Annotated in this window: 23 protein-coding genes; 18 read left to right on the top strand and 5 right to left on the bottom strand. The window is 65.1% G+C overall.

Translation table 11 applies throughout. The features are described 5' to 3' along the window. Positions 1 to 21 precede the first annotated feature (21 nt). On the bottom strand, positions 22 to 1,233 hold the full coding sequence (locus tag LBW87_RS21055) for an HlyD family efflux transporter periplasmic adaptor subunit (RefSeq protein ID WP_225203431.1): 1,212 nt from the start codon (positions 1,231 to 1,233) through the stop codon (positions 22 to 24). 87 nt (positions 1,234 to 1,320) lie between these two features. Beyond that, positions 1,321 to 2,817, bottom strand: coding sequence for an efflux transporter outer membrane subunit (locus tag LBW87_RS21050; RefSeq protein ID WP_225203488.1), 1,497 nt, complete (start codon positions 2,815 to 2,817; stop codon positions 1,321 to 1,323). A 311-nt stretch (positions 2,818 to 3,128) separates the two neighbouring features. Here LBW87_RS21050 and LBW87_RS21045 point away from each other — a divergent pair, with 311 nt between their 5' ends. The 5 genes from LBW87_RS21045 (at position 3,129) to LBW87_RS21025 (ending at position 8,536) form a co-directional block, all read left to right on the top strand. After that, a complete protein-coding gene (locus tag LBW87_RS21045) occupies positions 3,129 to 3,746 on the top strand; it encodes a TetR/AcrR family transcriptional regulator (protein WP_225203430.1) in 618 nt (205 codons plus the stop codon). 151 nt (positions 3,747 to 3,897) lie between these two features. After that, positions 3,898 to 4,515, top strand: a complete 618-nt coding sequence (locus LBW87_RS21040; protein WP_225203429.1) for a methylamine utilization protein — start codon at positions 3,898 to 3,900, stop codon at positions 4,513 to 4,515. A 38-nt stretch (positions 4,516 to 4,553) separates the two neighbouring features. Then, on the top strand, positions 4,554 to 6,950 hold the full coding sequence (locus LBW87_RS21035) for a putative bifunctional diguanylate cyclase/phosphodiesterase (protein WP_225203428.1): 2,397 nt from the start codon (positions 4,554 to 4,556) through the stop codon (positions 6,948 to 6,950). 46 nt (positions 6,951 to 6,996) lie between these two features. Continuing rightward, positions 6,997 to 8,055 carry a DUF3034 family protein gene (locus LBW87_RS21030; RefSeq protein WP_225203427.1) on the top strand — a complete coding sequence of 353 codons (1,059 nt, stop codon included), beginning with the start codon at positions 6,997 to 6,999 and terminating at the stop codon, positions 8,053 to 8,055. Between the two features lie 10 nt (positions 8,056 to 8,065). Continuing rightward, on the top strand, positions 8,066 to 8,536 hold the full coding sequence (locus LBW87_RS21025; RefSeq protein ID WP_225203426.1) for a group I truncated hemoglobin: 471 nt from the start codon (positions 8,066 to 8,068) through the stop codon (positions 8,534 to 8,536). An 8-nt stretch (positions 8,537 to 8,544) separates the two neighbouring features. Here the strand turns inward: LBW87_RS21025 and LBW87_RS21020 are convergent, their stop codons facing one another. Beyond that, positions 8,545 to 10,566, bottom strand: coding sequence for a site-specific recombinase (locus LBW87_RS21020; RefSeq protein WP_225203425.1), 2,022 nt, complete (start codon positions 10,564 to 10,566; stop codon positions 8,545 to 8,547). A 196-nt stretch (positions 10,567 to 10,762) separates the two neighbouring features. On the opposite strand from LBW87_RS21020, the gene LBW87_RS21015 reads away from it, so the two are divergent. The 3 genes from LBW87_RS21015 (at position 10,763) to LBW87_RS21005 (ending at position 12,507) form a co-directional block, all read left to right on the top strand. After that, positions 10,763 to 10,951 carry a hypothetical protein gene (locus LBW87_RS21015; RefSeq protein ID WP_225203424.1) on the top strand — a complete coding sequence of 63 codons (189 nt, stop codon included), beginning with the start codon at positions 10,763 to 10,765 and terminating at the stop codon, positions 10,949 to 10,951. 312 nt (positions 10,952 to 11,263) lie between these two features. Then, positions 11,264 to 11,455 (top strand): YjfB family protein, encoded by a 192-nt coding sequence (locus LBW87_RS21010; protein WP_225203423.1) that lies wholly within the window; start codon positions 11,264 to 11,266, stop codon positions 11,453 to 11,455. A gap of 128 nt (positions 11,456 to 11,583) precedes the next feature. Continuing rightward, a complete protein-coding gene (locus tag LBW87_RS21005; RefSeq protein ID WP_225203422.1) occupies positions 11,584 to 12,507 on the top strand; it encodes a pseudouridine synthase in 924 nt (307 codons plus the stop codon). On the opposite strand, the gene LBW87_RS21000 is transcribed toward LBW87_RS21005, so the two are convergent. After that, complete coding sequence (locus tag LBW87_RS21000) at positions 12,501 to 13,199, bottom strand: DUF1120 domain-containing protein (protein ID WP_225203421.1); 699 nt, start codon at positions 13,197 to 13,199, stop codon at positions 12,501 to 12,503. The genes LBW87_RS21005 and LBW87_RS21000 overlap by 7 nt on opposite strands. Positions 13,200 to 13,324: 125 nt before the next feature. Next, entirely contained in the window at positions 13,325 to 13,993 is a 669-nt protein-coding gene (locus LBW87_RS20995) for a GntR family transcriptional regulator (RefSeq protein WP_225203420.1), read from the bottom strand. 151 nt (positions 13,994 to 14,144) lie between these two features. On the opposite strand from LBW87_RS20995, the gene dctP reads away from it, so the two are divergent. The 10 genes from dctP to LBW87_RS20945 are packed head-to-tail and all read left to right on the top strand — an operon-like array spanning position 14,145 to position 23,279. Beyond that, positions 14,145 to 15,167, top strand: coding sequence for a TRAP transporter substrate-binding protein DctP (gene dctP, locus LBW87_RS20990; protein WP_225203419.1), 1,023 nt, complete (start codon positions 14,145 to 14,147; stop codon positions 15,165 to 15,167). Then, a complete protein-coding gene (locus LBW87_RS20985; RefSeq protein WP_225203418.1) occupies positions 15,164 to 15,742 on the top strand; it encodes a TRAP transporter small permease in 579 nt (192 codons plus the stop codon). Before dctP ends, LBW87_RS20985 begins: the two co-directional genes overlap by 4 nt. Beyond that, on the top strand, positions 15,739 to 17,088 hold the full coding sequence (locus tag LBW87_RS20980) for a TRAP transporter large permease (protein ID WP_225203417.1): 1,350 nt from the start codon (positions 15,739 to 15,741) through the stop codon (positions 17,086 to 17,088). Before LBW87_RS20985 ends, LBW87_RS20980 begins: the two co-directional genes overlap by 4 nt. A 2-nt stretch (positions 17,089 to 17,090) precedes the next feature. After that, positions 17,091 to 18,758, top strand: coding sequence for a malonate decarboxylase subunit alpha (mdcA, locus tag LBW87_RS20975; protein WP_225203416.1), 1,668 nt, complete (start codon positions 17,091 to 17,093; stop codon positions 18,756 to 18,758). A 21-nt stretch (positions 18,759 to 18,779) separates the two neighbouring features. Further along, positions 18,780 to 19,094 (top strand): malonate decarboxylase acyl carrier protein, encoded by a 315-nt coding sequence (gene mdcC / locus LBW87_RS20970; protein WP_225203415.1) that lies wholly within the window; start codon positions 18,780 to 18,782, stop codon positions 19,092 to 19,094. Beyond that, positions 19,091 to 19,981 (top strand): biotin-independent malonate decarboxylase subunit beta, encoded by an 891-nt coding sequence (locus LBW87_RS20965; protein ID WP_225203414.1) that lies wholly within the window; start codon positions 19,091 to 19,093, stop codon positions 19,979 to 19,981. The genes mdcC and LBW87_RS20965 overlap by 4 nt, the downstream gene beginning before the upstream one ends. Positions 19,982 to 19,991: 10 nt before the next feature. Further along, positions 19,992 to 20,750, top strand: a complete 759-nt coding sequence (gene mdcE, locus LBW87_RS20960) for a biotin-independent malonate decarboxylase subunit gamma (protein ID WP_225203413.1) — start codon at positions 19,992 to 19,994, stop codon at positions 20,748 to 20,750. Continuing rightward, positions 20,750 to 21,445, top strand: a complete 696-nt coding sequence (gene mdcG / locus LBW87_RS20955) for a malonate decarboxylase holo-[acyl-carrier-protein] synthase (RefSeq protein WP_225203412.1) — start codon at positions 20,750 to 20,752, stop codon at positions 21,443 to 21,445. Before mdcE ends, mdcG begins: the two co-directional genes overlap by 1 nt. Continuing rightward, on the top strand, positions 21,433 to 22,344 hold the full coding sequence (mdcB, locus tag LBW87_RS20950) for a triphosphoribosyl-dephospho-CoA synthase MdcB (RefSeq protein ID WP_225203411.1): 912 nt from the start codon (positions 21,433 to 21,435) through the stop codon (positions 22,342 to 22,344). The genes mdcG and mdcB overlap by 13 nt, the downstream gene beginning before the upstream one ends. Further along, entirely contained in the window at positions 22,341 to 23,279 is a 939-nt protein-coding gene (locus tag LBW87_RS20945; protein WP_225203410.1) for an acyltransferase domain-containing protein, read from the top strand. The genes mdcB and LBW87_RS20945 overlap by 4 nt, the downstream gene beginning before the upstream one ends. The last annotated feature ends 67 nt before the right edge of the window (positions 23,280 to 23,346 follow it).

Below are 23,346 nucleotides of genomic sequence, written 5' to 3'. Positions count from 1 at the left end.
GAGTTCAGTCGACGGGGCGGATCAGGTATGCGGCACGACCATGGCGGCCCGGCTCTTTCTGGGCGCCGCCAGGCCGCTGGCGTTGTCGCCGATGATGCGTTCGACGATCTCGTCGGCCTGCTTGCCCAGGTCGTTGAAGACGCTGGTCTGGTAGTTGGTGGCGACGCTCTCGAGCGCCCGGCCGTCGCCATGGATATCGACCGTGGCGGTGGTCGACAAGCCGACGCGCAGCGGATGGGCGCGCACCTGTTCAGGGTCGAGCGCGATGCGCACCGGCACCCGTTGCACCACCTTGATCCAGTTGCCGGTGGCGTTCTGCGCCGGCAGCAGCGAGAAGGCGCCGCCGGTGCCAGCCGAAAAGCCCACCACGGTGCCCTTGTACTTGACGTCGTCGCCGTAGATATCGGCAATCACTTCGACCGGCTGGCCGATGCGGATGTGCTTCAATTGGCCTTCCTTGAAGTTGGCGTCGATCCAGATCTGTTCGAGCGGGACGATGGCCATCAGCGGCGCACCGGCGGCGATGCGCTGGCCGACCTGCACCGAGCGCTTCGAGACGAAGCCGGCCACCGGCGCGACCACGTTCACGCGCGCATAGGCCAGGTAGGCGTTGCGCACGGCAGCGGCCGCCTGCAGCACATTGGGGTGCTCGGTGACGCTGGTATGGTCGGTCAGTGCGCGGTTGGCGGCAGCGGCGGCACGCGCCTGGTCGAGCGCGGCGCTGGCGCTCTTCTGGGCGTCACGGGCGTGCGAGACGTCTTCCTGCGACACGGCGCCCGAGGCCAGGCCGGCCTGGCGGCGCTGAAGGTCATCGCGGGCGCGGTTCAGGTTCGATTCGGCCGCCGCCACATTGGCCGCCAGCGTATCGTTGTTGAGAAACAGCTGGCGCGTCTGGCGCACCGCCTGGGCCAGCGCGGCCTCGGCCTGCGACAGGGCGACCTTGCTGTCGGCGGCGTCCAGCGTCACCAGTTGCTGGCCGGCCTGCACCACCTGGGTGTCGTCGGCCTTGACGGCGGTCACGGTGCCGCCGACCTGGGCCGAGATCTGGACCACGTTGCCGCCCACGTAGGCGTCGTCGGTTTCTTCGAAGAAGCGGGAATGCAGGAACCAGTACAGGAAACAGGCCACTGCAATGGCCAGCAGCACGATGGTCAGCAGCAGCAACTGGAATTTGCGGCGGCCGTTGGGTTTCGGGTTGGCTGCGGGTGTGCCGGGGGCGGTGGTTTCACTCATGTTTTTTTCCGTATCGTTTGGCGTGAGAGTCGATGGCGCTGGCCCCACCCGAAGGTGCGGCGCGCACGGTGTTCTGTCGAGTAAGGGTTAAGGGCTGCGCGGCGCCGGCGAACTCAGGGCCAGACCGGCCTGGCCTGCCTCGAAGCCGCCGCCCAAGGCCTTGAACAGGGCGATCTGCTGGTCGCGGCGCGCCGCCTCCAGCGTCACCATGGCCTGGCGCTGGGCCAGCACCGCGGTTTCGGCGCTGAGCAACGTCAGTTGCGACACCAGTCCCAGGCGATAGCGTTCGCTGGCCAGCCTGAAGGCCCGTTCTGCAGCCTCCAGGGCTTCGCGCCGGATCGGCAACTGGCGCTCGCTCGAATGGATCTGGGCGATCTGGCGCGCGACATCGGTATAGGCGTCGTCGAGCGTGCGGTTATAGGTCGCCACGGCCAGCTCATAGTTGGCGTACTCGCCCTTGAGCCCGGCCCGCAGCGCGCCGCCTTCGAAGATCGGCAGCGAAATCGCCGGGCCGAAGGCGATGCTCTTGCTGGCCGCCGTGAAGGGATTGTTGTTGAGCAGCGTGTCGAAACCGATCATCGCCGACAGGTTGATGTCGGGATAAAAACGCGCCCGCGCCACCTCGATGCCCTGGCTGGCGGCTTCCACCTGCCAGCGCGCGGCGACGATATCGGGGCGACGGCCCAGCAGGTTCAGCGGCAACTCGGCCGGCAGCGGCGGGGTGACCAGGCGTGTCGCTTGCGGCGGCGCCAGTTGCAGGCCGCGATCCGGGCCGCGACCGCTCAGGGCGCCCAGTTGCTGGCGCGTGAGCAGGATCTGGCCTTCGCTCTGTTCCAGCTGGGCGCGGGCGTCAGCGCTGCTGCTGCGCGACTGGTCGCGCTCGATCTGGGTATCCAGGCCGGTGCGAACGCGTTCGCCGGTAATGTTCTGCAGCGCGGCGCGCTGGTCGACCGTGCGTTGCAGGATGTCATGCAGCGCGTACTGCGTGGCCAGCTGGCTGTACGCCGAGACGATGGCCGCCGTCAGCACCAGGCGCGCTTCCTGCTCGCTGGCCTGGCTGGCCTTTTCGTTGGAAATGGCTTGCGCCAGGGCCGCATGGTTCTTGTTCCACAGGTCGAGCTCGTAGCCGATGTTGAGCATCGCCTTCTTGTCGTTGTACCAGTTGCCGCCGTAGGGGGCAGGGTAGATGGTGGTGGACGAGAACTGGTTGCGGGTAAACGAGGCATCGGCGGTGACGCTGGGCAACAACGGCGCGCCCCGCGATTCGGCGATGGCGCCGGCTGCCGCCACGCGCGCCCGCGCCTGCTGCAGGCCGGGATTGGCGGTCAGCGCTTCGTCGATCAGGGCCACCAGTTGGTCATCGCCGAACTGGCGTACCCAGTCGCTGCCGGGCCATTGGCCGGCCGTGGCCTGGGCCGGATCGGCCAGGCTGCGCTGGGTGGCGAAGTCGCCTGGCTGGGCGATCTTGCGGTCGCTGCCGATCCCCTCGAAACTGGCGCAGCCCGACAGGCCGACCAGGCCGATCAGCGCGGTGACAGCGGCAATCGCCCGAAGCCTGCGGGCGGGCGACGTAATACAGTGCATGGAATTTTTCACGTTGAATTTCTTTGGCGATGCGAGCTTGTTGTTGCTTTCGCGTTTTAGTGTTGTCCGATGGTTGTTACCCTGTTCAGCCTTGGCGTGGCCTGCGGCGCTCGCATGCGGGTGGTCGTGATGCAGACCAACCCATGCAAATCTTTACGCGACTACGTTTAGAATTCTGACGAGTAAAAACTCATTTTTGTATTATACTCGGGGATACGAACAATAACTCATGTTGTTCAATGCGAACAATAACTCATGTTGCGAATTCGCATCGGATCGATCGAATTCATCACGGTAAGCTGAACTGAACAATGAAACTGCAACCCCGCAAGGAACCCCGCCAGGCACGCTCCCGCGCCATGGTCGACACCATTCTCGACGCCATGTCGCGGGTACTGGTCGAACGCGGCTACGCCAAGACCAACACCAACCTGGTCGCCGAGTCGGCTGGCATCAGCGTCGGTTCGCTGTACCAGTATTTTCCCAACAAGGACGCGCTGATCTTCGCGCTGCGCGAGCGTCATGTCTCGCGCATGCTGGCCCTGTTCGAAGACGTGGCCGCGCATATCGACGGCGCCGGTTCGTTGCGTGACGACTTCGAGGCCTTGATCGACGCGCTGGTCGCGGCGCACCTGCTGGAGCCCGAACTGAACCGCATCCTGGAAGAAGAATTTCCGGCCTATAACCTGCCGGTGTCGGGCGAAGTCCGGCAGCGTTTCTTCGATGCGATCCGGGGCGTGCTGCAGAAGCACCGCGGGGTGGTCACGCCGCCCGACCTCGACGTCGCCACGTTCGTCATCCAGCGCATGCTCAAGGCGCTGATCAATGCGGTGGTGCTGACCGGCCCGGGCGGCCTGTCGGCGGGCAGTATCCGGCCTGAGATCCTGCCGGCGGTGATGGGTTACCTGACCTCGGCGCGCGCCGCCTGAGCATCGCTTGAGGGTGTTGATGCCGCAGGGCAACTCAGAAAAGTCCTTATGTTTTTTCCGGGGTGCTGCCGTATAGTGATTGAAAATTTACTGCCGGGCGTACAACATTGCGCGAGGGACCGGCTCCATTTTCAATCAATCTCATTCGATCATGTGGCAGACAACTAGCGCCCGATTGCGGGCAGGCGTGCTGATGGCAGGGGCCATGCTGGCGTTGCCGCTACAGGCGGCAGTGGTGGTGCAGGTGCTGGACGCTGCCGGCCAGCCCTTGCCCAACGCGGTGGTGTATGCCGAGCCGCAAGGCGGGGGCAACTTCAAGCCGGCCCGCCAGGCGTCGATCGAACAGAAAGACAAGACGTTCTTTCCGTTGGTGTCGGTGGTGCAGACGGGCACGGCCATCGTGTTCCCCAACAACGACTCGGTGCGACACCACGTTTATTCCTTTTCTCCCGCCAAGACCTTCGAACTGAAACTGTATTCCGGCACGCCCGGCAGCCCGGTGGTATTCGACAAGCCGGGCCTGGTGGTGCTGGGCTGCAACATCCACGACCAGATGGTGGCCTTCGTGCAAGTGGTCAACACGCCATTCTTCGGCGTCACCGACCGTAGCGGCACGGTGCGCCTGGAAGGCATTGCCAACGGCAGCTACGCGCTCAAGGCCTGGTACTTCCGCATGCCGCAGAACGAGCCTGCCGTCGCACAGCCGTTGCAGGTGCAGGGTGATGGCCGGGCGTCGATCAAGCTGGGTGTCAAGGGCGTGCCGCTGTAGGCGGCTGGGATCGCTAAACCATCAAGCACAACAGGGGGATGTCGGTGCGTCTGTATCGTCTGGAAAACAAGATCGTTGCGCTCTTCATCATCCTGATCGTGGTGGTGCAGCTGGCCGGCTTCACGGCCATTCGCACCGCCATCGACAGCAATGCGCGCAATGCCATCGTGGACGAACTGGCCATCGGTGAACGCGTCTTTGCCCGCCTGCTCGACCAGAACGCGCAAAAGCTGACCCAGGGCGGGCGCCTGCTGGCGGCCGATTTCGGCTTTCGCCAGGCGATCGGCACCGATGACCGCGACACCATCACGTCGGTGCTGTCCAACCACGGCGCCCGCATCGGCGCCTCGATGGCGATGCTGATCGGCACCGATGGCCGCATCCGCGCTTCGACCCTCGAATATCCCGACACCGATCTCCAGCGCAGCAGTCTGGAGCTGATCGGCAAGCCGGCCTCCGAGAATGGCGCGGCCGATAACGTGATCGTCGGCGACAGCCTGTTCCAGATCGTGGCGGTGCCGGTCAAGGCGCCGGTGACGATTGCCTGGGTAGTGATGGGCTTTCCGGTCGACCAGCAACTGATATCGGACATGCGCGCGCTGTCGTCGCTGCAGGTGTCGATCATGGTCAGCAACCGCGGCGCCACCGGCTGGGTGTCGGATGTGTCGACCCTGATGCCGCAGGCGAGCGCCATGCTGACCTCGCAGATGGGGCGCTCCGAGTTGCACAGCGCCCGCATTTCGGACTTGCGCCTGGACGACAACGAATATCGCACCCAGCTGGTGCCGCTGGCACGCTCCTCCAGCGGCCAGCGCGCGGTCGCGGTGCTGCAGCGCTCGGTGAGCGAGGCGGTGGCGCCGTATCACCGATTGCAGGTGATCCTGCTCAGCATCAGCGTGCTGGGCGTGCTCATCGCCGCGCTGGCCAGTGCCGTGATGGCGCGCCGCATCACCAGTCCGCTGCGCGACCTGGCGGCCGTGGCCAAGCGGCTCGGCGCCGGTGACTATAGCGAGGGGGCGCATATCCGCCGCCATGACGAGATCGGTCGCCTGTCGGATGCCTTCGAAACCATGCGTTCCGAGATCGCCTCGCGCGAAGTGAAGATCCTGCGGCTGGCCTACCAGGACCAGCTCACCGACCTGCCCAACCGGGTGCAGTTCGCCAATCTGCTCAACGACGCCATCGCGGCCGCGCCGCAGACCAAGCGCGGGTCGTGTCACGTGCTGATGATGGACCTGGACCGCTTCCAGCAGGTCAACGACGTGCTCGGTCACAGCTTCGGCGACGACCTGCTGCGCCAGGTGGCGCAACGCCTGTCAGGGCAACTGCAGCGGCCGATGGATCGGGTGGCGCGGCTGGGGGGCGACGAGTTCGCCATCCTGCTGCCCGATACCGATCTCGACGAAGCGCTGGAGCAGGCGACCCAGATACTGCGTGCGCTGGAGCATCCGCTGTCGCTGCAGGAGCAGACGGTTGACCTCGGGGCGGGCATCGGCATTGCCGGTTTTCCGTTGCATGGCCAGAGCAGCGACGAACTGCTGTCGCACGCCGAGGTGGCGATGTACACCGCCAAGCGCAAGGGTTCCGGCGTGATGGTGTACGACCATTCGATCGACCAGACCAGCCAGGAAAGCCTGTCGCTGCTGTCCGAACTGCGGCGCGCCCTGGAGCGCGACGAATTCATGCTCTACCTGCAGCCCAAGCTGGACCTGGCTACCGGCGAGGTGGTGGGGGCCGAGGCGCTGGTGCGCTGGATCCATCCCGAGAAAGGCTTCATCGGGCCGGACAATTTCATTCCGTTCGCCGAGACCACCGGTTTCATCCGCCAGCTGACGACGTGGATGATGGACAAGGTGGCCCGGGTGTGCGGCGAACTCAAGATGCGCGGCATCGACCTCAAGTTCTCGGTCAACCTGTCGACCCGCGACTTGATGGACCTCGAATTGCCGGCGACCTTCCTCAGCATCCTGGGGCGGTATGGCCTGTCGCCAGGCTCGTTCTGCCTGGAGATCACCGAGAGCGCCATCATGGACGACCCGGCGCGCGCCCAGCATACGCTGGAACGTTTATCTGCCATGGGCTTTGCGCTGGGCATCGATGACTTCGGCACCGGCTATTCGTCGCTGGCCTATCTGAAGCGGCTGCCGGTGGACGAACTCAAGATCGACAAGTCGTTCGTGATGAAGATGGAGCAGGATCAGGACGACGCCAAGATCGTGCGTTCCACGGTCGATCTCGGGCACAACCTGGGTTTGCGGGTGGTGGCCGAAGGCGTCGAGAGCGAGGCTGTGTGGTTCTTGCTGCGCCAGATGGGATGCGACCAGGGGCAGGGTTATTTCATGGGCAAGCCGATGCCGGTCGACCGCTTCCTCGAGTGGTTGAACACCTGGCGGGCGCCGATGATGCTGGACCAGTCGGAAAATATGGCGGTATAGGCGGTAATTGAAGATCCGAATTGAGTCATGGGGATGGTGGGGGAAAATGAATCGAACGAAACCATTGGCCGGTAGGCTGTTGATGGGGTTGTTGCTGGCTGGCGCGGCGCTGCCGGCGGTGGCGCAGTTGTCGCCCGAGGCGCAACGGGCCTGGGCCGAGGCGCAGGAAAGAAAGGCCGAGCAATTGATGCGCGGCGCCAGCCAGGGCGCGGGCGCCGATGCGCCTGCGGCCGGCACCGGCGCCCGCAATCCGGCGGCGGCCCCGGTGGCGCCGGAACAACGCGACCGCTGGGCGCCCGACATGGGCAAGTTGTTCGCCACCGGCGGCGTGATCCAGGTCGAAGGCGCGGGCGGCGGCGGCCTGGCGCCCTGGGCGCTGATCACCGGCTACGGCACCCGCGACAGCTACGGCGCCAATGCGCACTACACCACCGTGCGCACCCAGGACTACACCCTCAAGTCGTATGGGGTGGCGGTGGGCATCATGGATCGGGTCGAGCTGTCGGCGGCCAAGCAGGAGTTCTATGGCAGCCTGGCGCCGCTCAACAACCTGCGGATCAGCCAGGACATCTTCGGCGTCAAGGTCAAGCTGGCCGGCGATGCCGTCTACAACCAGGACCAGTGGCTGCCGCAGATCGCCGCCGGCGTCATGTTCAAGCGCAACAACGGCATCGGTGGGCTGGGGGCGGTCACCAGCGTCAAGCAACTGGGTGCGGCCAGCGATAGCGGCATCGATTACTACCTGGCGGCCACCAAGCTGTTTCTGGACCAGAGCATCCTGCTCAACGGCACGCTGCGGCTGACCAAGGCCAACCAGATGGGATTGTTGGGTTTTGGCGGTGACCGTGGTGACCGTTATCAACCGATGGGGGAGTTCTCGGCGGCCTACCTGATTAATCGCCAGCTGGCCATCGGCGCCGAATACCGCATGAAGCCGCGCAACCTGGCGGCCGACAGCGAGAAGGATTATGCCGACGCCTTCATCGCCTGGTTCCCCAGCAAGAACCTGTCGCTGACGCTGGCCTATGTGTCGCTGGGCGACATCACCATCTATAACCCCAAGCGGCAGAACGGCGTCTATCTTTCGCTGCAAGCCGGATTCTGAGGACGCCGACATGATTTCACGCAAGTTCAGCCTCTGCCTCCTGATGGCTTGCCTGCCACTGGCGACGCTGGCCCAGTCTGCAGCGCCGGCGCCGGCAGCCATGCCAGCGCCGGCCAAGGTGGCCGATCCAACCCTGTTCAACGACCTGGGCGGCTTGCCTGTGATCCAGAAGGTGGTCGACGATTTTGTCGCCATCATGCTGGCCGACGAGCGTATCCGCTTCACCTTCGAGGGCACCAACCTGCCGCGCCTGCACGAAAAGCTGGTGGAGCAGTTCTGCCAGTTGAGCGGTGGCGGCTGCGTCTATACCGGCGACCCGATGAAGGAAGTGCACCAGGGGCTCAAGCTCACCAACGCCCATTTCAATGCGCTGGTGGAAGACCTGCAACTGGCCATGGACCAGTCCGGCATTGCATCGCGCACCCAGAACCGCTTGCTGGCCCTGCTGGCGCCGATGCAGCGCGATACCGTCACGCGTTGAAGCGGGTGTTATTTCGGCACATCGGCCGGCGGCGTTGACGCCGTTTCGGCCGGTGGCCAGAAGAATTGCGCGGGGCGCGTAAGCAGTCGCGCCAGCAAGGCGCGCAGCAGCTTGCCGGTCTGGGCAAAGCGTACCTGGCGCGAGCGCAGCGCCACCCACAGCGCCAGCGAAAAACTGACCCACAGATTGACCAGTCCCACCGTCAGCACGCCCGCGGCCGACAGCAGGAACAGGCGCGGGCCGACCGCCCAGTCCAGCGCATCCATGGCAATGGCCAGGTTGGCCGCCGAGAAGGTGATGTGGCGGATGTCGATCGGCAGGCCCAGCATGAAGCCGATGGTGCCGATGCTGCCCAGCATGATGCCGAAGGTGAAGTTGCCCATCAGGCCGCCCAGGCCGGTCTCGACATAATTGCCCAGCCGTTGTGCCCGCGGCAACCCCAGCAGCGACACCAGCCAGCGCGCGCGCACCACCCGTTGCGCGATGTTGGTATAGAGCGCCTTGTTGTCGTAATAACCCGAGATCAACCCCGCCAGGAACAGGCAGACGCCGGCGATGGCGGCATGAAACAGCGCCAGGCTGTTCACCGGGTCGAGATCGTGCAGCAGGTGGGCCGCCTTGGCGGCATCGACGAAGTGATGACCCGACAGCCAGTGATACAGGCTCGCCAGCAACCACGCCACCGGAAACGCCAGCGACAGGTTGCCCAGCACTGCGATGAACTGGGTGCGCCAGACCCGGGCGATCAGTTCGCACAGGCTGTCGAGATCGACGTCACGGCCGTTGCCGATGCGATGGATGTCGGCCGCGATGCGCGAGGCCGTCATGGCCGGCTGCTTGGTGGCGACCGTGAAGTGCAGCACGTGGATCAGCATGAAACCCAGCGAATAATTCAGGCTGTACAGGAAGGCCTCGACCAGCGGCGCGGCGCGCAGCCACGACATCATGATCTTGATCAGCGCCATGAAGCCGATGATGAAGCCGGCGCCGGCTGCCGAGCGGTACATGGCGACGTATTCGCTGCGGGTCTCGGCGATGTAGTGCTCGCCGGTGCGACTGGCGTTTTCGGTGACGTTGCGCGCCAGCAGGTTGATGTTGCCCGCCAGCAGTTGGCGCACGCTGTACTGCTGCGCGCGCGCTGCGGCCAGCTCGTGCATCAGGGCCAGCGCCAGCGGCGCGCGCTCGTCCGGCGCCGGCGGCTCGACCAGGGCCAGCAACTGGCGCAGCCGCTGCAGATTCTGTTCCAGGCGCAGCAGGCGGTAGGTCAGCGAAATGCTGGTGCCGATGCGCTGCGCCTGGCGGCGGATGCGATCGATGACATGCTGGCACTGGTCGAGCAGCACCAGCAGGTGACGGGCATCGTCGGCCGGCGCTGCGCGGTCTTGCAGGGCCTGCCGATGCGACTGCAGCCACTGGTGCAATTCGACGTTCTGCATCAGGAAGGGCGACTCGAAGGCCCGCACGTCATCGTAGATGCGCAGCAGTTCCGGCTCCATGCCGATGGCGCTGATGCGGTAGGACAGCACCTGGATCGCTTGCAGCAGGTCGACGCCGCCAGGCGCGGGCGAGCCGGCAGGCGCAGCTCCCTGCAGGGTCTGCCACAGCGCCTGCCATTGGGCCAGCGACACCGCGCACAGCCAGCGGGTGTCATGCGGGTCGTGAAAGACCAGGTCCAGGCAATCCTCGAGCTTGCGCGGGTCCAGTGCCGGCGGCAGCAGCCGGTAGGTCAGTCGCTTGAGCAATTCGTGCAGGAAACCATCGTTGGACAGGATGCCGGTATCGGCATACAGGCCGACCTGTCGCCGCACCGAAAGCTGGTGCAGCAGATGCTGGTGCAGCGCGGCCGCGTAGTGCGGCTGGTCGCGCAGCAACTGATCGAGCGCACGCAGGCTGGCCAGCGCCGCGTCGGCATCGGCCGGATCAGCCGGTCGCAGGCTGTCGGCCAGCGCGGTGAGTGGGCCCAGGTCGGTGCTGAGCGGGGCCGAGGCGATGGCGTCGAGAGCGGCTAGGGCGGCGAAGGCGTCGGGCATGGGCCGTTTCCAGAAAAGGGGGCAGCAGTTTAGCGTTGAAATCAGAATAGTGTGCGACGCAGCAAATTTACACTTGAAAGATCAGGTAAGGGTGAACGCGTAACCGTTAAGAGCCGCCTTCACATGCCGTCAACAAGTGTATTCCCGGTGTAAAGATGTCGGCCGGGATGTTTTGCCACTCGTATAAGGAGTCATCATGGAGCTCGCAACAATTGCCGGCGGCGCAGCAACCGCCTGGCTGGCCAACAAGGCGGCGCAGTCCGTCGGGCTCGACCTGACCAAGGTCGCGTCCACTGCGGTGGATGAAGTCGCAGGTGCGGTGAAGTCGGTGCTGCAGCTGCCGGCCAACAGCAGTATCGGACGCATCATCAATACGATCGCCTAAGCCGTTGAACGACACCTGAAGATTGTTGCATTGGCAATTTTTCTTGATCGCACCTCGATGGGGTGCGATTTTTTTTTCGCCCCGGGCCTGAGGATGAGCTCGGGAAGCGCCCAAGCTGATCCGGAGCAAAGCCGGGCGGGGCATGCGTTACAGGATGTTGCAAAGAGGAAATATTCATGCGCTATGCAAATGGCCTGTGATATTTCATTTGTTTTGTTGGCAGATGTAAAGAATCGGGTTCCAATGCCGTAACAGGGATATCGTCGGCCGCTTCTGGCAGGCGGTGTTTTCCCCCTGCAAAGGAGCGTGTTCATGGATGTTTCGCAAATTGCGTCGTTGTCGACCAGCTTGGCCACGGCTGAAACCGCGGATGCGGTCAATATCACGATGCTCAAGAAAGCCCTAGACCTCCAGTCGTCAACGATGGAAGGACTGCTGTCGGCATTGCCGCCGACGCTTCCGGCCAATCCCAATATCGGCCGTAACGTCAATACCACGGCCTGATTGTCGGGCTGGCAGCATGGTCGCGCCGCAGTCGGGCGCGATTTTTTTTGTCTGGCCGTTTTTTTCGGTGGCGTATTTCATCCAATAAAGCCCATCATATCGGCCGTGAACAACATCCAGCCATCGAAATGAAGCCCATTCCCACCTTGCCGGTGCGCGACGGCCTGGCGCCGAGCTACTTCTGGTTGCAACCTGGGCACTGGCGTTGCATGTTCGATTTCCTGTGCGAGCGTTATGCCGGCGTGCCGCCGCAGGCCTGGCGCAGCCGCATGCAACGGGGCGAGGTACGCAACCAGCACGGCGAGGCATTGCAGCCGGACTCGCCCTATCGGGTCGGTGATTGCATCTTCTACTATCGCGAGTTGGCGCAGCCGGAAGCCGTGATCCCGGTGCAAGAGCGCATTTTGCATCTGGACGAGCATCTGCTGGTGGTGGACAAGCCGCACTTCCTGCCGGTGATCCCGGGCGGGCGTTTCGTGCAGGAGACCTTGCTGGTCAGGCTGAAGAAGACCACCGGACTCGAGCATCTGGTGCCGATTCATCGTCTTGATCGTGAAACGGCCGGCGTGATCGTGTTTTCGCATCGACCCGAGACGCGCGGCAAATACCAGTCGATGTTCCAGCAGCGCACCATGCGAAAGGTGTACGAGGCGATCGCTCCGCTGCGGCCGGAGCTGACGTTGCCGCTGGTGCACCGCAGCCGCATGGAAGAAATCCCGGGACAGTTTTTCAGGATGCACGAAGTGAGCGGAGAACCCAACGCCGAAACCCGCATCTCGCTCATCGAGGCGCGTGGCGAATTCGGTTTGTATCGGCTGGAACCGGTCACCGGAAGGCGTCATCAGTTGCGGGTGCACATGGCCGGGCTGGGGATACCTATCGTCCACGACCTGTTCTATCCGCAGCCGGTGCCGGTGGGCGTGGCGGACGACCTGGATCGGCCGTTGAAGTTGCTGGCGCGCTCGCTCTCGTTCATCGATCCGCTCGACCAGTCGCCACGCCAGTTCGACAGCATGCGCGTGTTGCAAGACGCGCCCGCGATGCCTTATTGATAGTACAAGGTCAGGGTGGTGGAACCGGCCAGCACGATTTCGTCGGCAGTAGGAAGATCTGCACGCGGTCTGATCAGCGGCTGGATCGCCAGTCGGCCGGTCACCGTGCTGAGCGCCGTGGGCACGCTGGCCTGGCCATCGGAAAAACCGACTGCCTTGCTGCCATTGGCATATAGCGGCGCATCGACCGGGGTTTCAGACCAGCCTTGCACGCCGTCACTGCGCAGCGTGCGCAACGAGCCCGGCTGGTTGCGGCCCGTGCCGGCGACGACCCGCACATAGAAAATGCCGATGTTGACGCCATTGACCGAACCGAGGCCATTGGCCATGAAATTGGCGTCGGCTTCGCCACGCACGACCTTGATCAGATCGGGCACGATGGTGGCGGGGTTTTCGTCCTGCAGCATCAGCGCCACCTTGGCGGGGGCATCGCAGGTGATGGAAAAATTGAGGTTACGCTCGGGCAGCACCGTATGGCTGTCGGGTGACAGCTCGGCATTGAGCATGCGGCCGTAGTCGACGGTGTCACCGGCCGGCAGCGCCAGGGAACATGCCGGAGGCACCAGCGAACCCACCACCTTGAGCTGGACGCTGCCGGCGGCGGCTCCGCCATGGCCGCTCGCCAGCCAGGCGTACAGGAAAAACATGATGGGGCGGATGGCGCGACGGCTCAACGATTGCGAGGGCTTCATGGGGTTCCTTGGAGGATCTTGAAAAGCCCGTATTGTCGATGTCGCGTGACGATTGTTGCATCACAGAAGTCCGATAATTCCCCTGAAGTCGAACGAAAAATCTTCGATGCCACCCGCAGAGGGCGTCAGGCCGCCGTCTTGAGCTGGTGCAGTGACGCCACCAGGTCGGCGAAGCGCTGGCCCTGGATCATGATGTGGTGGCGCAGCACTTCCATGGTCTTTTCTTCGTCGCCGGCGATGATGGCGTCGACCGCTGCGGCATGTTCGTCGAACGACATCCGGAGCCGGTCGCGTACCCGCAGCTGCAGTCGTCGGTACGGGCGCAGGCGACGGTGCAGGGCGCGCGCCTGCTCGGCCAGGAAACTGTTGTGACTGCCCGCATAGATGCGGTCGTGGAACGCCTCGTTGAGATAGAAATAGGCATCCGGATCGGCGCCATCGCGGGCCGCCTGGCACGCCAGGTGCGCCGCGCGCAGGGCCGCGTGCTCGTCGGCGGTCATGCGGCGCGCCGCCAGCCGTCCGCACATCGCCTCGAATTCGGCCATTACCTCGAACATCTCGATCAGCTTGTCCGGCCCGACCTCGGCCACGATGGCGCCGCGTCGCGGGCGCAACTCGACGATTCCCATCGACGCCAGCTGGATCAGCGCCTCGCGAATCGGCGTGCGCGAGACGCCGAACTGCTCGGCCAGCGAGGTCTCGTCGAGGTGCTGGCCAGGCGCCAGCTTGCCCACGGCGATCAATTCCTCGATCGACTCACGCAGGCTTTCCGAGCGGGTCTTGGCGTTTTCCATCTTGCACTTCCTTCAATATCTTGCGGGGGCATCTCGTTAGATGCCGAGTTCTGCTTGACAATGTATTCTTTTGGGAAGAAATTGTATACACGATGCGTCCATAAAAACACACGACGGGGCATCAACATTCCCAATTGGAGGAGACACCAAGATGAACAGCATCACGCGCCGACATTTCCTGGGCACGCTGGCGGCCACCTCGCTGGCGGCCCAATGGCCATTGGCACAGGCCCAGAGCAGCAGTCTGAAGATTTCACACCAGTTCCCCGGCGGCACCATCACCGAAGGCGATTTTCGTGATCGCCTGGTGCGCACCTTTGCCAAGCAGGTCAGCGAGCGCACCAATGGCGCGCTCAAGTTCGAGATCTATCCGGGTTCGTCGCTGATGAAGACCAACGCCCAGTTCTCGGCGCTGCGCAAGGGCGCGCTGGACATGTCGCTGGTGCCGCTGAACTACGCCGGCGGCGAAGTCCCCGAGACCAATATCGGCCTCATGCCCGGACTGGTCACGTCCTACCAGCAAGGGGCGTCGTGGAAGAACGCCGAAGTGGGCCGTGAGTTGGCGCGCATCCTGGGCGAGAAGGGCATCGTCATCGTCAGCTGGATCTGGCAGGCCGGTGGCGTCGCCTCGCGCGGCAAGCCGATCGTCGACCCGGCCGATGCCAAGGGCATGAAGGTGCGCGGCGGCTCGCGCGAGATGGACCTGATCCTCAAGGAAGTCGGCGCCGCCGTGGTGACCCTGCCGTCCAATGAAATCTATGCCGCCATGCAGACCGGCGCGATGGATGCGGCGATGACCTCGTCGACTTCGTTCATGTCGTTCCGCCTGGAAGAAGTGGCCAAGGCCCTGACCACCGGACGCGACAAGGCCTACTGGTACATGTTCGAGCCGCTGATGATTTCCAAGGCGGTGTTCGAGCGCCTGCCCAAGGACCAGCAGGCCGCCATCATGGCCGTCGGCGCCGAGATGGAACAGTTCGCCATGAAGGCCGCCCAGGCCGACGACGTGGCCGTGGCCCAGGTCTACCAGAAGGCCGGCGCCAAGGTGGTCGACCTGAATGCGGAAGTGGTCAAGAAGTGGCAGGACATCGCCCGCAATACCGCCTGGAAAGACTTCGCCGCCCGCAACGCCAGTTGCGCCAACCTGCTCAAGCTGGCGGAGAAGACACTATGAGTCACGGCTTCGAGATGCCCGGCGCCAGCGCCGCCCCGGCCACGGTGCCGGCCAGCGCGCCGGTGGCGTGGCTGGCGGCGGCATTGGGGGTGTTCCATCGTGCCGCCGTGCTGCTGGCGATGATCGCGCTGGTGGTGACCTCGGCCATCCTGACCTATTCGGTGGTAGTGCGTTATTTCTTTCACCAGCCCACCGACTGGCAGGATGAGGCTTCGGTGTTCATGCTGGTGGGCGTGATCTTTCTGTGCGCCGGCTACGTGCAGTCGCTGCGCGGTCACATCGGCATCGAGGCGCTGGCCGGGATCTTGCCGGCGGCGGTCAACCGGGTCCGGCTGTTCCTGTGCGACGTGCTGTCGTTCGTGTTCTGCGCCTTCTTTGCCTGGAAGTCGTGGACGCTGTTTCACGAAGCATGGGTCGACGGCCAGACCACCTCGTCGACCTTCGCGCCACCGTTGTGGATTCCGTATTCGATGATGGCGCTGGGCATGAGCGTACTGACGCTGCAATTGCTGGTGCAAGTGCTGGTGCGCCTCACCGGCACCGTTCCTGCGCCGGTCCGCCAGGAGGCCCCATGAGTCCGCTCGTCCTGGGTTCTCTGTACGGCATCATCACCATCGTGGTGATGTGCTCGGGCATGCCGATTGCCTTCGCGCTGGGGGTGGTGGCGACCGGCTTCATGTACTTCTTCATGCCGGCCTCGTCGCTCGACACCGTCACCCAGAACGTCTACGAAGAGATTGCCTCGATCACCTTGCTGTCGATTCCCTTGTTCATCCTCAAGGGCGCCGCCATCGGGCGCTCGCCGGCCGGGCGCGACCTGTATTCGGCGATCCATGTGTGGCTCAACCGGGTGCCGGGTGGGTTGGGCATCGCCAACGTGTTCGCCTGCGCGCTGTTTGCGGCGATGGCGGGCTCGTCGCCGGCGACCTGCTCGGCGATCGGTTCGGCCGGTATTCCCGAGATGCGCCGGCGTGGCTATTCGCCCGGTTTCGCGGCCGGCATCATCGCCGCCGGTGGCACGCTGGGCATCCTGCTGCCGCCGTCGATCACCATGATCCTGTACGCGGTGGCGGCCGAGCAGTCGCTGGGCCGGCTGTTCCTGGCCGGTATCGGGCCCGGCCTGTTGCTGGTGCTGCTGTTTGCGGGTTATGCGATGTACCGCGCCCACAAGGAGTACAAGCTGGCGCACGCCATCTACAGTGCCGGCGGCGTCAAGTCGGCCTACCTCGACGACGAGCAGTTCACGCTCGCGCAAAAGGTCGAGATGCTGCCGCGCGTGTTGCCCTTCGTGGTGTTGCTCATCGGTGTGATGGTGGCGCTGTACGGCGGCCTGGCCACGCCCTCCGAGACGGCCGGGCTGGGGGCCTTGCTGGCGCTGTTGCTGATTGCGGTGGTGTATCGCATCTACAAGCCACGCGAGATCGCGCCGTTTCTCTCGGCCACCATCAAGGAATCCGGCATGCTGCTGCTGATCATCGGCATGTCGCTGCTGTATTCCTATGTGATGAGCTACCTGCACATCAGCCAGTCGGCGGCGCAGTGGGTGGTCGACCTGCATCTGTCGAAGTGGCTGCTGCTGGCCGTGATCCTGTTCATGGTGATCGTGCTGGGCTTCTTCCTGCCGCCGGTGTCGATCATCCTGATGACCGCGCCGATCATCCTGCCGCCGCTCAAGGCCGCCGGTTTCGACCTGATCTGGTTCGGCATCGTCATGACGGTGGTGATGGAGATGGGCCTGATCCATCCGCCGGTAGGATTGAACCTGTTCGTGATCAAGAACATCGCACCCGACATTGCGCTGGGTGACGTGATCAAGGGCACCATACCGTTCCTGGCGTTGATGTTCCTGGCGGTGGTGCTGTTATGTCTTTTCCCCGGCATTGCGACCGGATTGCCTGACTTGTTGATGGGAGCAAAGTAGCCATGAGTGGTAACGAACGCGTCTGGAATGCGCGCGGGCAGAATCGCGACGCCCGCCTGCAGCGCGCCGCAAATGCGTTGGGTGGCCAGTTGCGCGGCAAGCTGGTCGCCGCTGCGCAACTGACCGATCTGCTGTATGCGGTGATCGAGCCGGGCGACCGGGTCTGTGTCGAGGGCAACAACCAGAAACAGGCCGATTTCCTGGCCCGCAGCCTGGCCGCGCTCGACCCGGCCCGGGTGCATGACCTGCACATGCTGTTTTCGGTGCTGGCCTTGCCCGAGCACCTGGACGTGTTCGAAAAAGGCATCGCCTCCAAACTCGACTTTTCGTTCTCGGGCCCGCAGGCGGGGCGGCTGGCCAAGCTGGCCTCGAGCGGCAAGCTCAACATCGGGGCGATCCACACCTATCTCGAACTGTTCGGTCGCTACTTCATCGACCTGACCCCGCGCGTGGCGCTGGTGGCTGCGCAGGCGGCCGATCGCCACGGCAATCTCTATACCGGACCCAACACCGAAGATACGCCGGCCATTGTCGAGGCCACCGCGTTTTCGGGCGGGATCGTGATTGCCCAGGTCAACGAGATCGTCGACACCTTGCCGCGCATCGACATCCCGGCCGACTGGGTCAGCTTTGCGGTGCAGGCGCCCACGCCGCATTACATCGAACCCTTGTTCACCCGTGACCCGGCGCAGATTTCCGAGATCCAGGTGCTCATGGCGATGATGGCCATCAAGGGCATCTATGCCGAGTACGGCGTGCAGCGCCTGAACCACGGCATCGGTTTCGACACCGCCGCCATCGAACTGATCCTGCCGACCTATGGCGAGTCGCTCGGACTGCGCGGCAAGATCTGCAAGCATTGGGCGCTCAATCCGCACCCGGCGCTGATCCCGGCCATCGAGGCCGGGTTTGTCGAATCGATCCATTCGTTCGGCTCCGAACTGGGGATGGAAGACTACATCCGCGCCCGTCCCGACGTCTTCTTCGTCGGTCCCGACGGGTCGATGCGCAGCAACCGCGCCTTTTCGCAGACCGCCGGCCACTACGGCTGCGACATGTTCATCGGCTCGACCTTGCAGATCGACCTGCAGGGCAATTCGTCGACTGCCACGCTGGGCCGCATCGCCGGTTTCGGCGGCGCCCCCAACATGGGCGCCGATGCCCGCGGCCGACGCCATGCCAGCCCGGCCTGGCTCAAGGCCGGCGAGCAGGCGCGGGCCGGCAAGAACACCATCCCGCGCGGCCAGAAGCTGGTGGTGCAGACGGTGGAAACCTTCCGCGAGCACATGCAGCCGGCCTTCGTCGAACGGCTCGACGCCTGGCAACTGGCCGAACAGGCCAACATGCCGATTCCGCCGGTGATGATCTATGGCGACGACGTGACCCATATCCTGACCGAAGAAGGCATTGCCAACCTGCTGCTGTGCCGTACCGAACAAGAGCGCGAGCAGGCCATCCGGGGTGTGGCAGGTTATACCCCGGTGGGGCTGGGGCGCGACCGGCGCATGGTCGAGAACCTGCGCGACCGCGGTGTGATCCGGCGTGCCGAAGACCTCGGCATCGACAAGCGACTGGCCACCCGCGACCTGCTGGCGGCCAAGAACATGAAAGACCTGGTACGCGCCTCGGGCGGCCTGTACCAGCCACCCAAGCGCTTTCGCAATTGGTAAGCACGCTCCAGGACAACTGCAATGGAAACCTTGAATTATCGTTTTGACGGCGGCACCCGTCGCCTCAAGCCGGCGCCGGAACTGGTCGGCGTGGTCAGCTCGGGCAACCTCGAAGTGCTGATCGAGCATGCCGCGCTGGACGGCGGCTGCAGCATCGAGATCAAGACCGCCGCGCGCGGTTTCGGCGCCATCTGGCAAGCCGTGATCGGCGACTTCTTCGGCCGCTGGCAACTGGCCGATACCCGCATCGCCATCAACGACATGGGGGCCACCCCGGCGGTGGTCAGCCTGCGGCTGGACCAGGCGGTGCAAGTCATGCTGGAGGACCAGCCATGAGCGCCAGCTACCTCGAAGCCAACGCCCGCGAGCGCATCGTGCAGGTGCTCGACGCCGGCAGTTTCACCGAATTGCTGCCGCCGGCGCAGCGCGTGGTCAGCCCGCACCTGGGGCAGCTGGATGCGCCGGTGTCGTTCGATGACGGCGTGGTGGTCGGCGAAGGTCGCCTGGACGGCCTGCACGTGATGGCTGCCGCGCAGGAAGGCGGTTTCATGGGCGGCGCCGTCGGCGAGGTGCATGGCGCCAAGCTGGTCGGCTTGCTCCAGCGCGCCATCCGCAAGAAGGCTGACGGAGTGGTGTTGCTGGTCGAAAGCGGCGGGGTGCGCCTGCACGAAGCCAATGCCGGCCTGATCGCGGTCTCCGAAGTGATGCGCGCGGTGCTGGAGGCGCGCGCCGCCGGCATTGCCGTGGTGGTGCTGGTGGGGGGCTCCAACGGCTGCTTCGGCGGCATGGGCATCGTGGCGCGCTGCGCCGATGCGGTGATCATGTCCGAAGAAGGGCGCCTGGCGATGTCGGGCCCGGAGGTGATCGAGACCGCCAACGGCGTCGAGGAATTCGATTCGCGCGACCGGGCATTGGTCTGGCGCACCACCGGCGGCAAGCATCGCTACCTGATCGGTGATTGCCAGGCGCTGGTGGCCGACGACATCGACGCCTTTCGCGGCGCCGCCATCCAGGCCCTGCGCGCGGCAGGCCCCAGCGCGCTTACCCTGGAAGGCCTGGCGGCCGAGCAGGCGATGCTGCAACAGCGCCTGGAGCGCTTCGGCGATGCAGCCGATCCGCAGGATATCTGGCGGGCGCTGGGCATCGCCGCGCCGCAAGACCTGGCCATGCTGGAGGCCGACGCCTTCGTGGCCCTGGTCGACCCCTACCGCGTGCGCCCCTGAGAGGACCAATATGATGCAATCAGCAGTCAATCCTGCCCCTTCCACTGCGCCGACCCAGGTCGACTGGCGCGCACTGGCGCAGCAGTTGTTCCCGCAAGGGCATGCCATCGGCGAGCGCGACAATTTCCTGTCCGGCAGCGCCCAGGTCGACGGCGCCACCGTGACCGTGGTCGGCACCACCGGCCATACCCCGATCGGCATCGAGATCGCGCTGGCCCAGGCTCAGGCGATCCTGGCCACGGTGCGTGATCATCCGGGGCGCGCCATCGTGATCCTGGTCGACACGCAAGGGCAGCGCCTGCGTCACCGCGACGAGATGCTGGGCATCAACAGCTACATGGCGCACCTGGGCAAATGCGTGGAGCTGGCGCGCCGCAGCGGCCATCGGGTCATCGGCCTGGTATACGACCAGGCGCTCTCTGGCGGCTTCATCACCAGCGGCCTGATCGCCGACGCCTGCTATGCGTTGCCGGAGGCGACCATCCGCGTGATGGGCCTGCCGGCCATGGCGCGCATCACCAAGGTGCCTGAAGAGCGGCTGACCGAACTGGCCCGGAACAACCCGGTGTTCGCCCCCGGCCCCGAAAACTATCTGCGCATGGGCGGCGTGGCCGATATCTGGAGCGGCGACCTGGCGCAGTCGCTGCGCGAGGCGCTGGCGGTCGACCGCTCGGCCGACCGGCGCGCGGTCGCTGGGCTGGAACGCGGCGGGCGTCGACTGGCTCAGCACGTGATCGATGCCGTGGCCGACGACGTGCCATTCAAGTGATGTCTTGCCCGCCGGCCGCACTGCGGCAACGTCACCACCTGGTCTGGCTCGATGACGCCGGCTGGGCGCAGGTGCAGTCGGCCGCCGCCGATGCGCGCGAACGTCAGGCGCTGCAGCGCTGGCAGCAAGAACAGTGGCCGCTGGTGCTGCGACGCGCCGACCCGGATGCCGGCGCCGATGAAGTCTGCGCCGCAGTAGCGCTGCCGCCCGACGTCGATGGCGACAAGCTGCGCATCGCGGTGCGGGTGCCGCAAGCGCATGTGCAACGGCTACGTGCCCCGCTGACGCTGGCCGAGGTGATCGCAGCCCAGCCCGCATTGCCAGGGCCATGGCATCTGCCGCTGCTGGCGCTGCAGCAGGCCGGGCTGCCATTGCGGGTGTTCGGTTCGCTGTCGTGGCAAGTGCTGACCGGCCAGCCGTATCTGAGGGCACAGTCCGACATCGATCTGCTGTGGCAGCCGTCGGATAGCAGCGCGCTGGAGCAGGGCATACGCTTATTGCAGCGCCATGCCAGACACTTGCCGCTGGACGGTGAAATCCTCTTTGCCGGCGGCGACGCGGTGGCCTGGAAGGAATGGGCGCAGGCCGACCAGCCCGCTGCGCGGGTGCTGGTCAAGGGCGCCCGCGGCGTCAGGCTGGAACGTATCGACGCGTTGCATTGTGCACCTGAGCAGGAGCAGTCATGCACGGCCTGAGTCGCTCATCGCAGGTGCGCGCGTCACCCGCGCCGCTGACGGTGACGGCGCAGGGAAACCGCTTCTGCCGCCAACTGGCGCGTTTGGCGGTGCGCAGCCTGTACCAGGAATTGACGCTCTATCCCAAGCCCGGCCTGGTGTCGCTGGTCGACAACGGCAGTCACGCCGACATGAACGCCGGCACCTTCATGCGCAGCCTGTTTGCGCTGCGCCATTACTTCTATCAGATTGCCCGTGCCGGCCTGCGCGGCGCGCCATTCGCCCAGCTGCAGCAACTGGGGATGCAGGCCGAAGCGCGCATGCTGGCCGCCACCGGTGGCATCAATACCCATCGCGGCGCGATCTTCGCGCTGGGCATGCTGTGCGCGGCGAGCGCTTATTGTCGCGGCCAGCATATCGGCCTGTCACCGGCGGCGTTGCGGGCGACATTGCTGATCCAATGGGGCGACGCGCTGTCGCATCACACCTCGCCCGTCGCGGCGCAGCACAGCCATGGCCTGCAAGTGGCCAGCAAGCACGCCGTGGGCGGCGCGCGCGAAGAGGGCGCACTCGGCTTTCCGTCGGTGTTCGAGATCGCCTTGCCGCGACTCGATGCCACGCTGGCGCAGGGGCGCAGCGAGCATGAGGCCCGGATCGATGCGTTGTTCGCCCTGATGGCGCAACTCAGCGACACCAATGTCTATCACCGTGGCGGCGCAGCCGGCGCCCAGTTGGTGCGCCAGCGCAGCGCGGCCTTTCTGGCCGCCGGCGGCACGGCGCATGCAGGCTGGCTGGCCGAGGCGCAGGATTGTCATCGCGCGTTCGTGCAGCGCCGCCTGTCGCCGGGCGGCGCGGCCGACCTGCTGGCCGCGGCCTGTCTGGTGCGCCAGGCCTGCATGCTGGATGAAATCGCGTCATGAGCCTGCGCCTGGCGATCCTCTGCCCCGGTCAGGGCGGGCAGCATCCGGCCATGTTCGACTTGCTGCACGGCGACGCGCGCGCAGCCGACTTCCTTGCGCAGTGCCAGCTCGACGCCTTGCTCAGCGCTCCTCGACAGCAGGTGCTGGCCGACCCCCAGGCGCTGTTTGCCAATCGCAACGCCCAGCCGCTGGTGGTGGCGGCGCAGTTGGCGGCATGGCAGGCCCTGGCCGGGCCACTGCGCGCCAGCATCGGTGCGCCGGCGCTGGTGGCCGGTTACAGCGTGGGAGAACTATCTGCCTATGCCGTGGCCGGCGTGTTCGCGCCGCTCGATACGGTCGCGCTGGCGGCCCGGCGTGCCAGACTGATGGACGAGGCGGTGCGCGACCCGCAGGGATTGATGTCGGTCGGTGGCTTGCCGCTGGGGCGCATCATGGCCAGCCTGTCGCGTCACGATGCGCACCTGGCCATCGTCACCGGCGACGACAGCGTGATCGTCGGGGGCCGGCAGCCGGCATTGACGGCGTTGGCAGCCGAGCTTTCGGGATCTGGCGCGCACTGCGGCGAATTGCCGGTGGCGCTGGCCTCGCATACGCCCTTGATGCAGCCCGCGCAGCAAGCATTTGCGGCGCTGCTGGATGGCATGCCGCCCGGCGTGCTTGAGACCACCTTGCTGGCCGGCGTCAGCGGCCAGGCCGTGTCCGATCCGGTCCAGGCCCGAACCCAGTTGGTGCGGCAACTGGGCGAACCGATCCAATGGGCCGCCTGCATGGACGCCTGCGCCGAGCATCGCATCGAGGTCGCGCTGGAACTCGGCCCCGGCAATGCGCTGTCGCGCATGCTGCGCGAACGCCATCCGCAGATTGCCTGCCGTTCGCTATCGGATTTCCGTAGTCTGGATGGCGTGTTGGCCTGGTTGCAGCGACAAGCCGATTGAATGCGATATGAGCAAATAGTAGTTTGTTTGCTCCTGTGCAACAGAAATAGTTTGAGACATTTCCTAT

Origin of the sequence: Herbaspirillum sp. alder98 (assembly GCF_020179755.1) — a bacterium.
In the GTDB taxonomy this organism is placed as follows: Bacteria; Pseudomonadota; Gammaproteobacteria; order Burkholderiales; family Burkholderiaceae_D; genus Herbaspirillum.
The sequence above is the reverse complement of the archived record's forward strand: the minus strand, read 5'-3'. Positions and strand labels throughout refer to the sequence as shown.

Excerpts from the sequence above, each read along its gene's own strand:
- LBW87_RS21055 (WP_225203431.1), bottom strand. The coding sequence starts at position 1,233 with ATGAGTGAAACCACCGCCCCCGGCACACCCGCAGCCAACCCGAAACCC.
- LBW87_RS21050 (WP_225203488.1), bottom strand. The coding sequence starts at position 2,817 with ATGCACTGTATTACGTCGCCCGCCCGCAGGCTTCGGGCGATTGCCGCT.
- LBW87_RS21045 (WP_225203430.1), top strand. The coding sequence starts at position 3,129 with ATGAAACTGCAACCCCGCAAGGAACCCCGCCAGGCACGCTCCCGCGCC.
- LBW87_RS21040 (WP_225203429.1), top strand. The coding sequence starts at position 3,898 with ATGTGGCAGACAACTAGCGCCCGATTGCGGGCAGGCGTGCTGATGGCA.
- LBW87_RS21035 (WP_225203428.1), top strand. The coding sequence starts at position 4,554 with ATGTCGGTGCGTCTGTATCGTCTGGAAAACAAGATCGTTGCGCTCTTC.
- LBW87_RS21030 (WP_225203427.1), top strand. The coding sequence starts at position 6,997 with ATGAATCGAACGAAACCATTGGCCGGTAGGCTGTTGATGGGGTTGTTG.
- LBW87_RS21025 (WP_225203426.1), top strand. The coding sequence starts at position 8,066 with ATGATTTCACGCAAGTTCAGCCTCTGCCTCCTGATGGCTTGCCTGCCA.
- LBW87_RS21020 (WP_225203425.1), bottom strand. The coding sequence starts at position 10,566 with ATGCCCGACGCCTTCGCCGCCCTAGCCGCTCTCGACGCCATCGCCTCG.
- LBW87_RS21015 (WP_225203424.1), top strand. The coding sequence starts at position 10,763 with ATGGAGCTCGCAACAATTGCCGGCGGCGCAGCAACCGCCTGGCTGGCC.
- LBW87_RS21010 (WP_225203423.1), top strand. The coding sequence starts at position 11,264 with ATGGATGTTTCGCAAATTGCGTCGTTGTCGACCAGCTTGGCCACGGCT.
- LBW87_RS21005 (WP_225203422.1), top strand. The coding sequence starts at position 11,584 with ATGAAGCCCATTCCCACCTTGCCGGTGCGCGACGGCCTGGCGCCGAGC.
- LBW87_RS21000 (WP_225203421.1), bottom strand. The coding sequence starts at position 13,199 with ATGAAGCCCTCGCAATCGTTGAGCCGTCGCGCCATCCGCCCCATCATG.
- LBW87_RS20995 (WP_225203420.1), bottom strand. The coding sequence starts at position 13,993 with ATGGAAAACGCCAAGACCCGCTCGGAAAGCCTGCGTGAGTCGATCGAG.
- dctP (WP_225203419.1), top strand. The coding sequence starts at position 14,145 with ATGAACAGCATCACGCGCCGACATTTCCTGGGCACGCTGGCGGCCACC.
- LBW87_RS20985 (WP_225203418.1), top strand. The coding sequence starts at position 15,164 with ATGAGTCACGGCTTCGAGATGCCCGGCGCCAGCGCCGCCCCGGCCACG.
- LBW87_RS20980 (WP_225203417.1), top strand. The coding sequence starts at position 15,739 with ATGAGTCCGCTCGTCCTGGGTTCTCTGTACGGCATCATCACCATCGTG.
- mdcA (WP_225203416.1), top strand. The coding sequence starts at position 17,091 with ATGAGTGGTAACGAACGCGTCTGGAATGCGCGCGGGCAGAATCGCGAC.
- mdcC (WP_225203415.1), top strand. The coding sequence starts at position 18,780 with ATGGAAACCTTGAATTATCGTTTTGACGGCGGCACCCGTCGCCTCAAG.
- LBW87_RS20965 (WP_225203414.1), top strand. The coding sequence starts at position 19,091 with ATGAGCGCCAGCTACCTCGAAGCCAACGCCCGCGAGCGCATCGTGCAG.
- mdcE (WP_225203413.1), top strand. The coding sequence starts at position 19,992 with ATGATGCAATCAGCAGTCAATCCTGCCCCTTCCACTGCGCCGACCCAG.
- mdcG (WP_225203412.1), top strand. The coding sequence starts at position 20,750 with ATGTCTTGCCCGCCGGCCGCACTGCGGCAACGTCACCACCTGGTCTGG.
- mdcB (WP_225203411.1), top strand. The coding sequence starts at position 21,433 with ATGCACGGCCTGAGTCGCTCATCGCAGGTGCGCGCGTCACCCGCGCCG.
- LBW87_RS20945 (WP_225203410.1), top strand. The coding sequence starts at position 22,341 with ATGAGCCTGCGCCTGGCGATCCTCTGCCCCGGTCAGGGCGGGCAGCAT.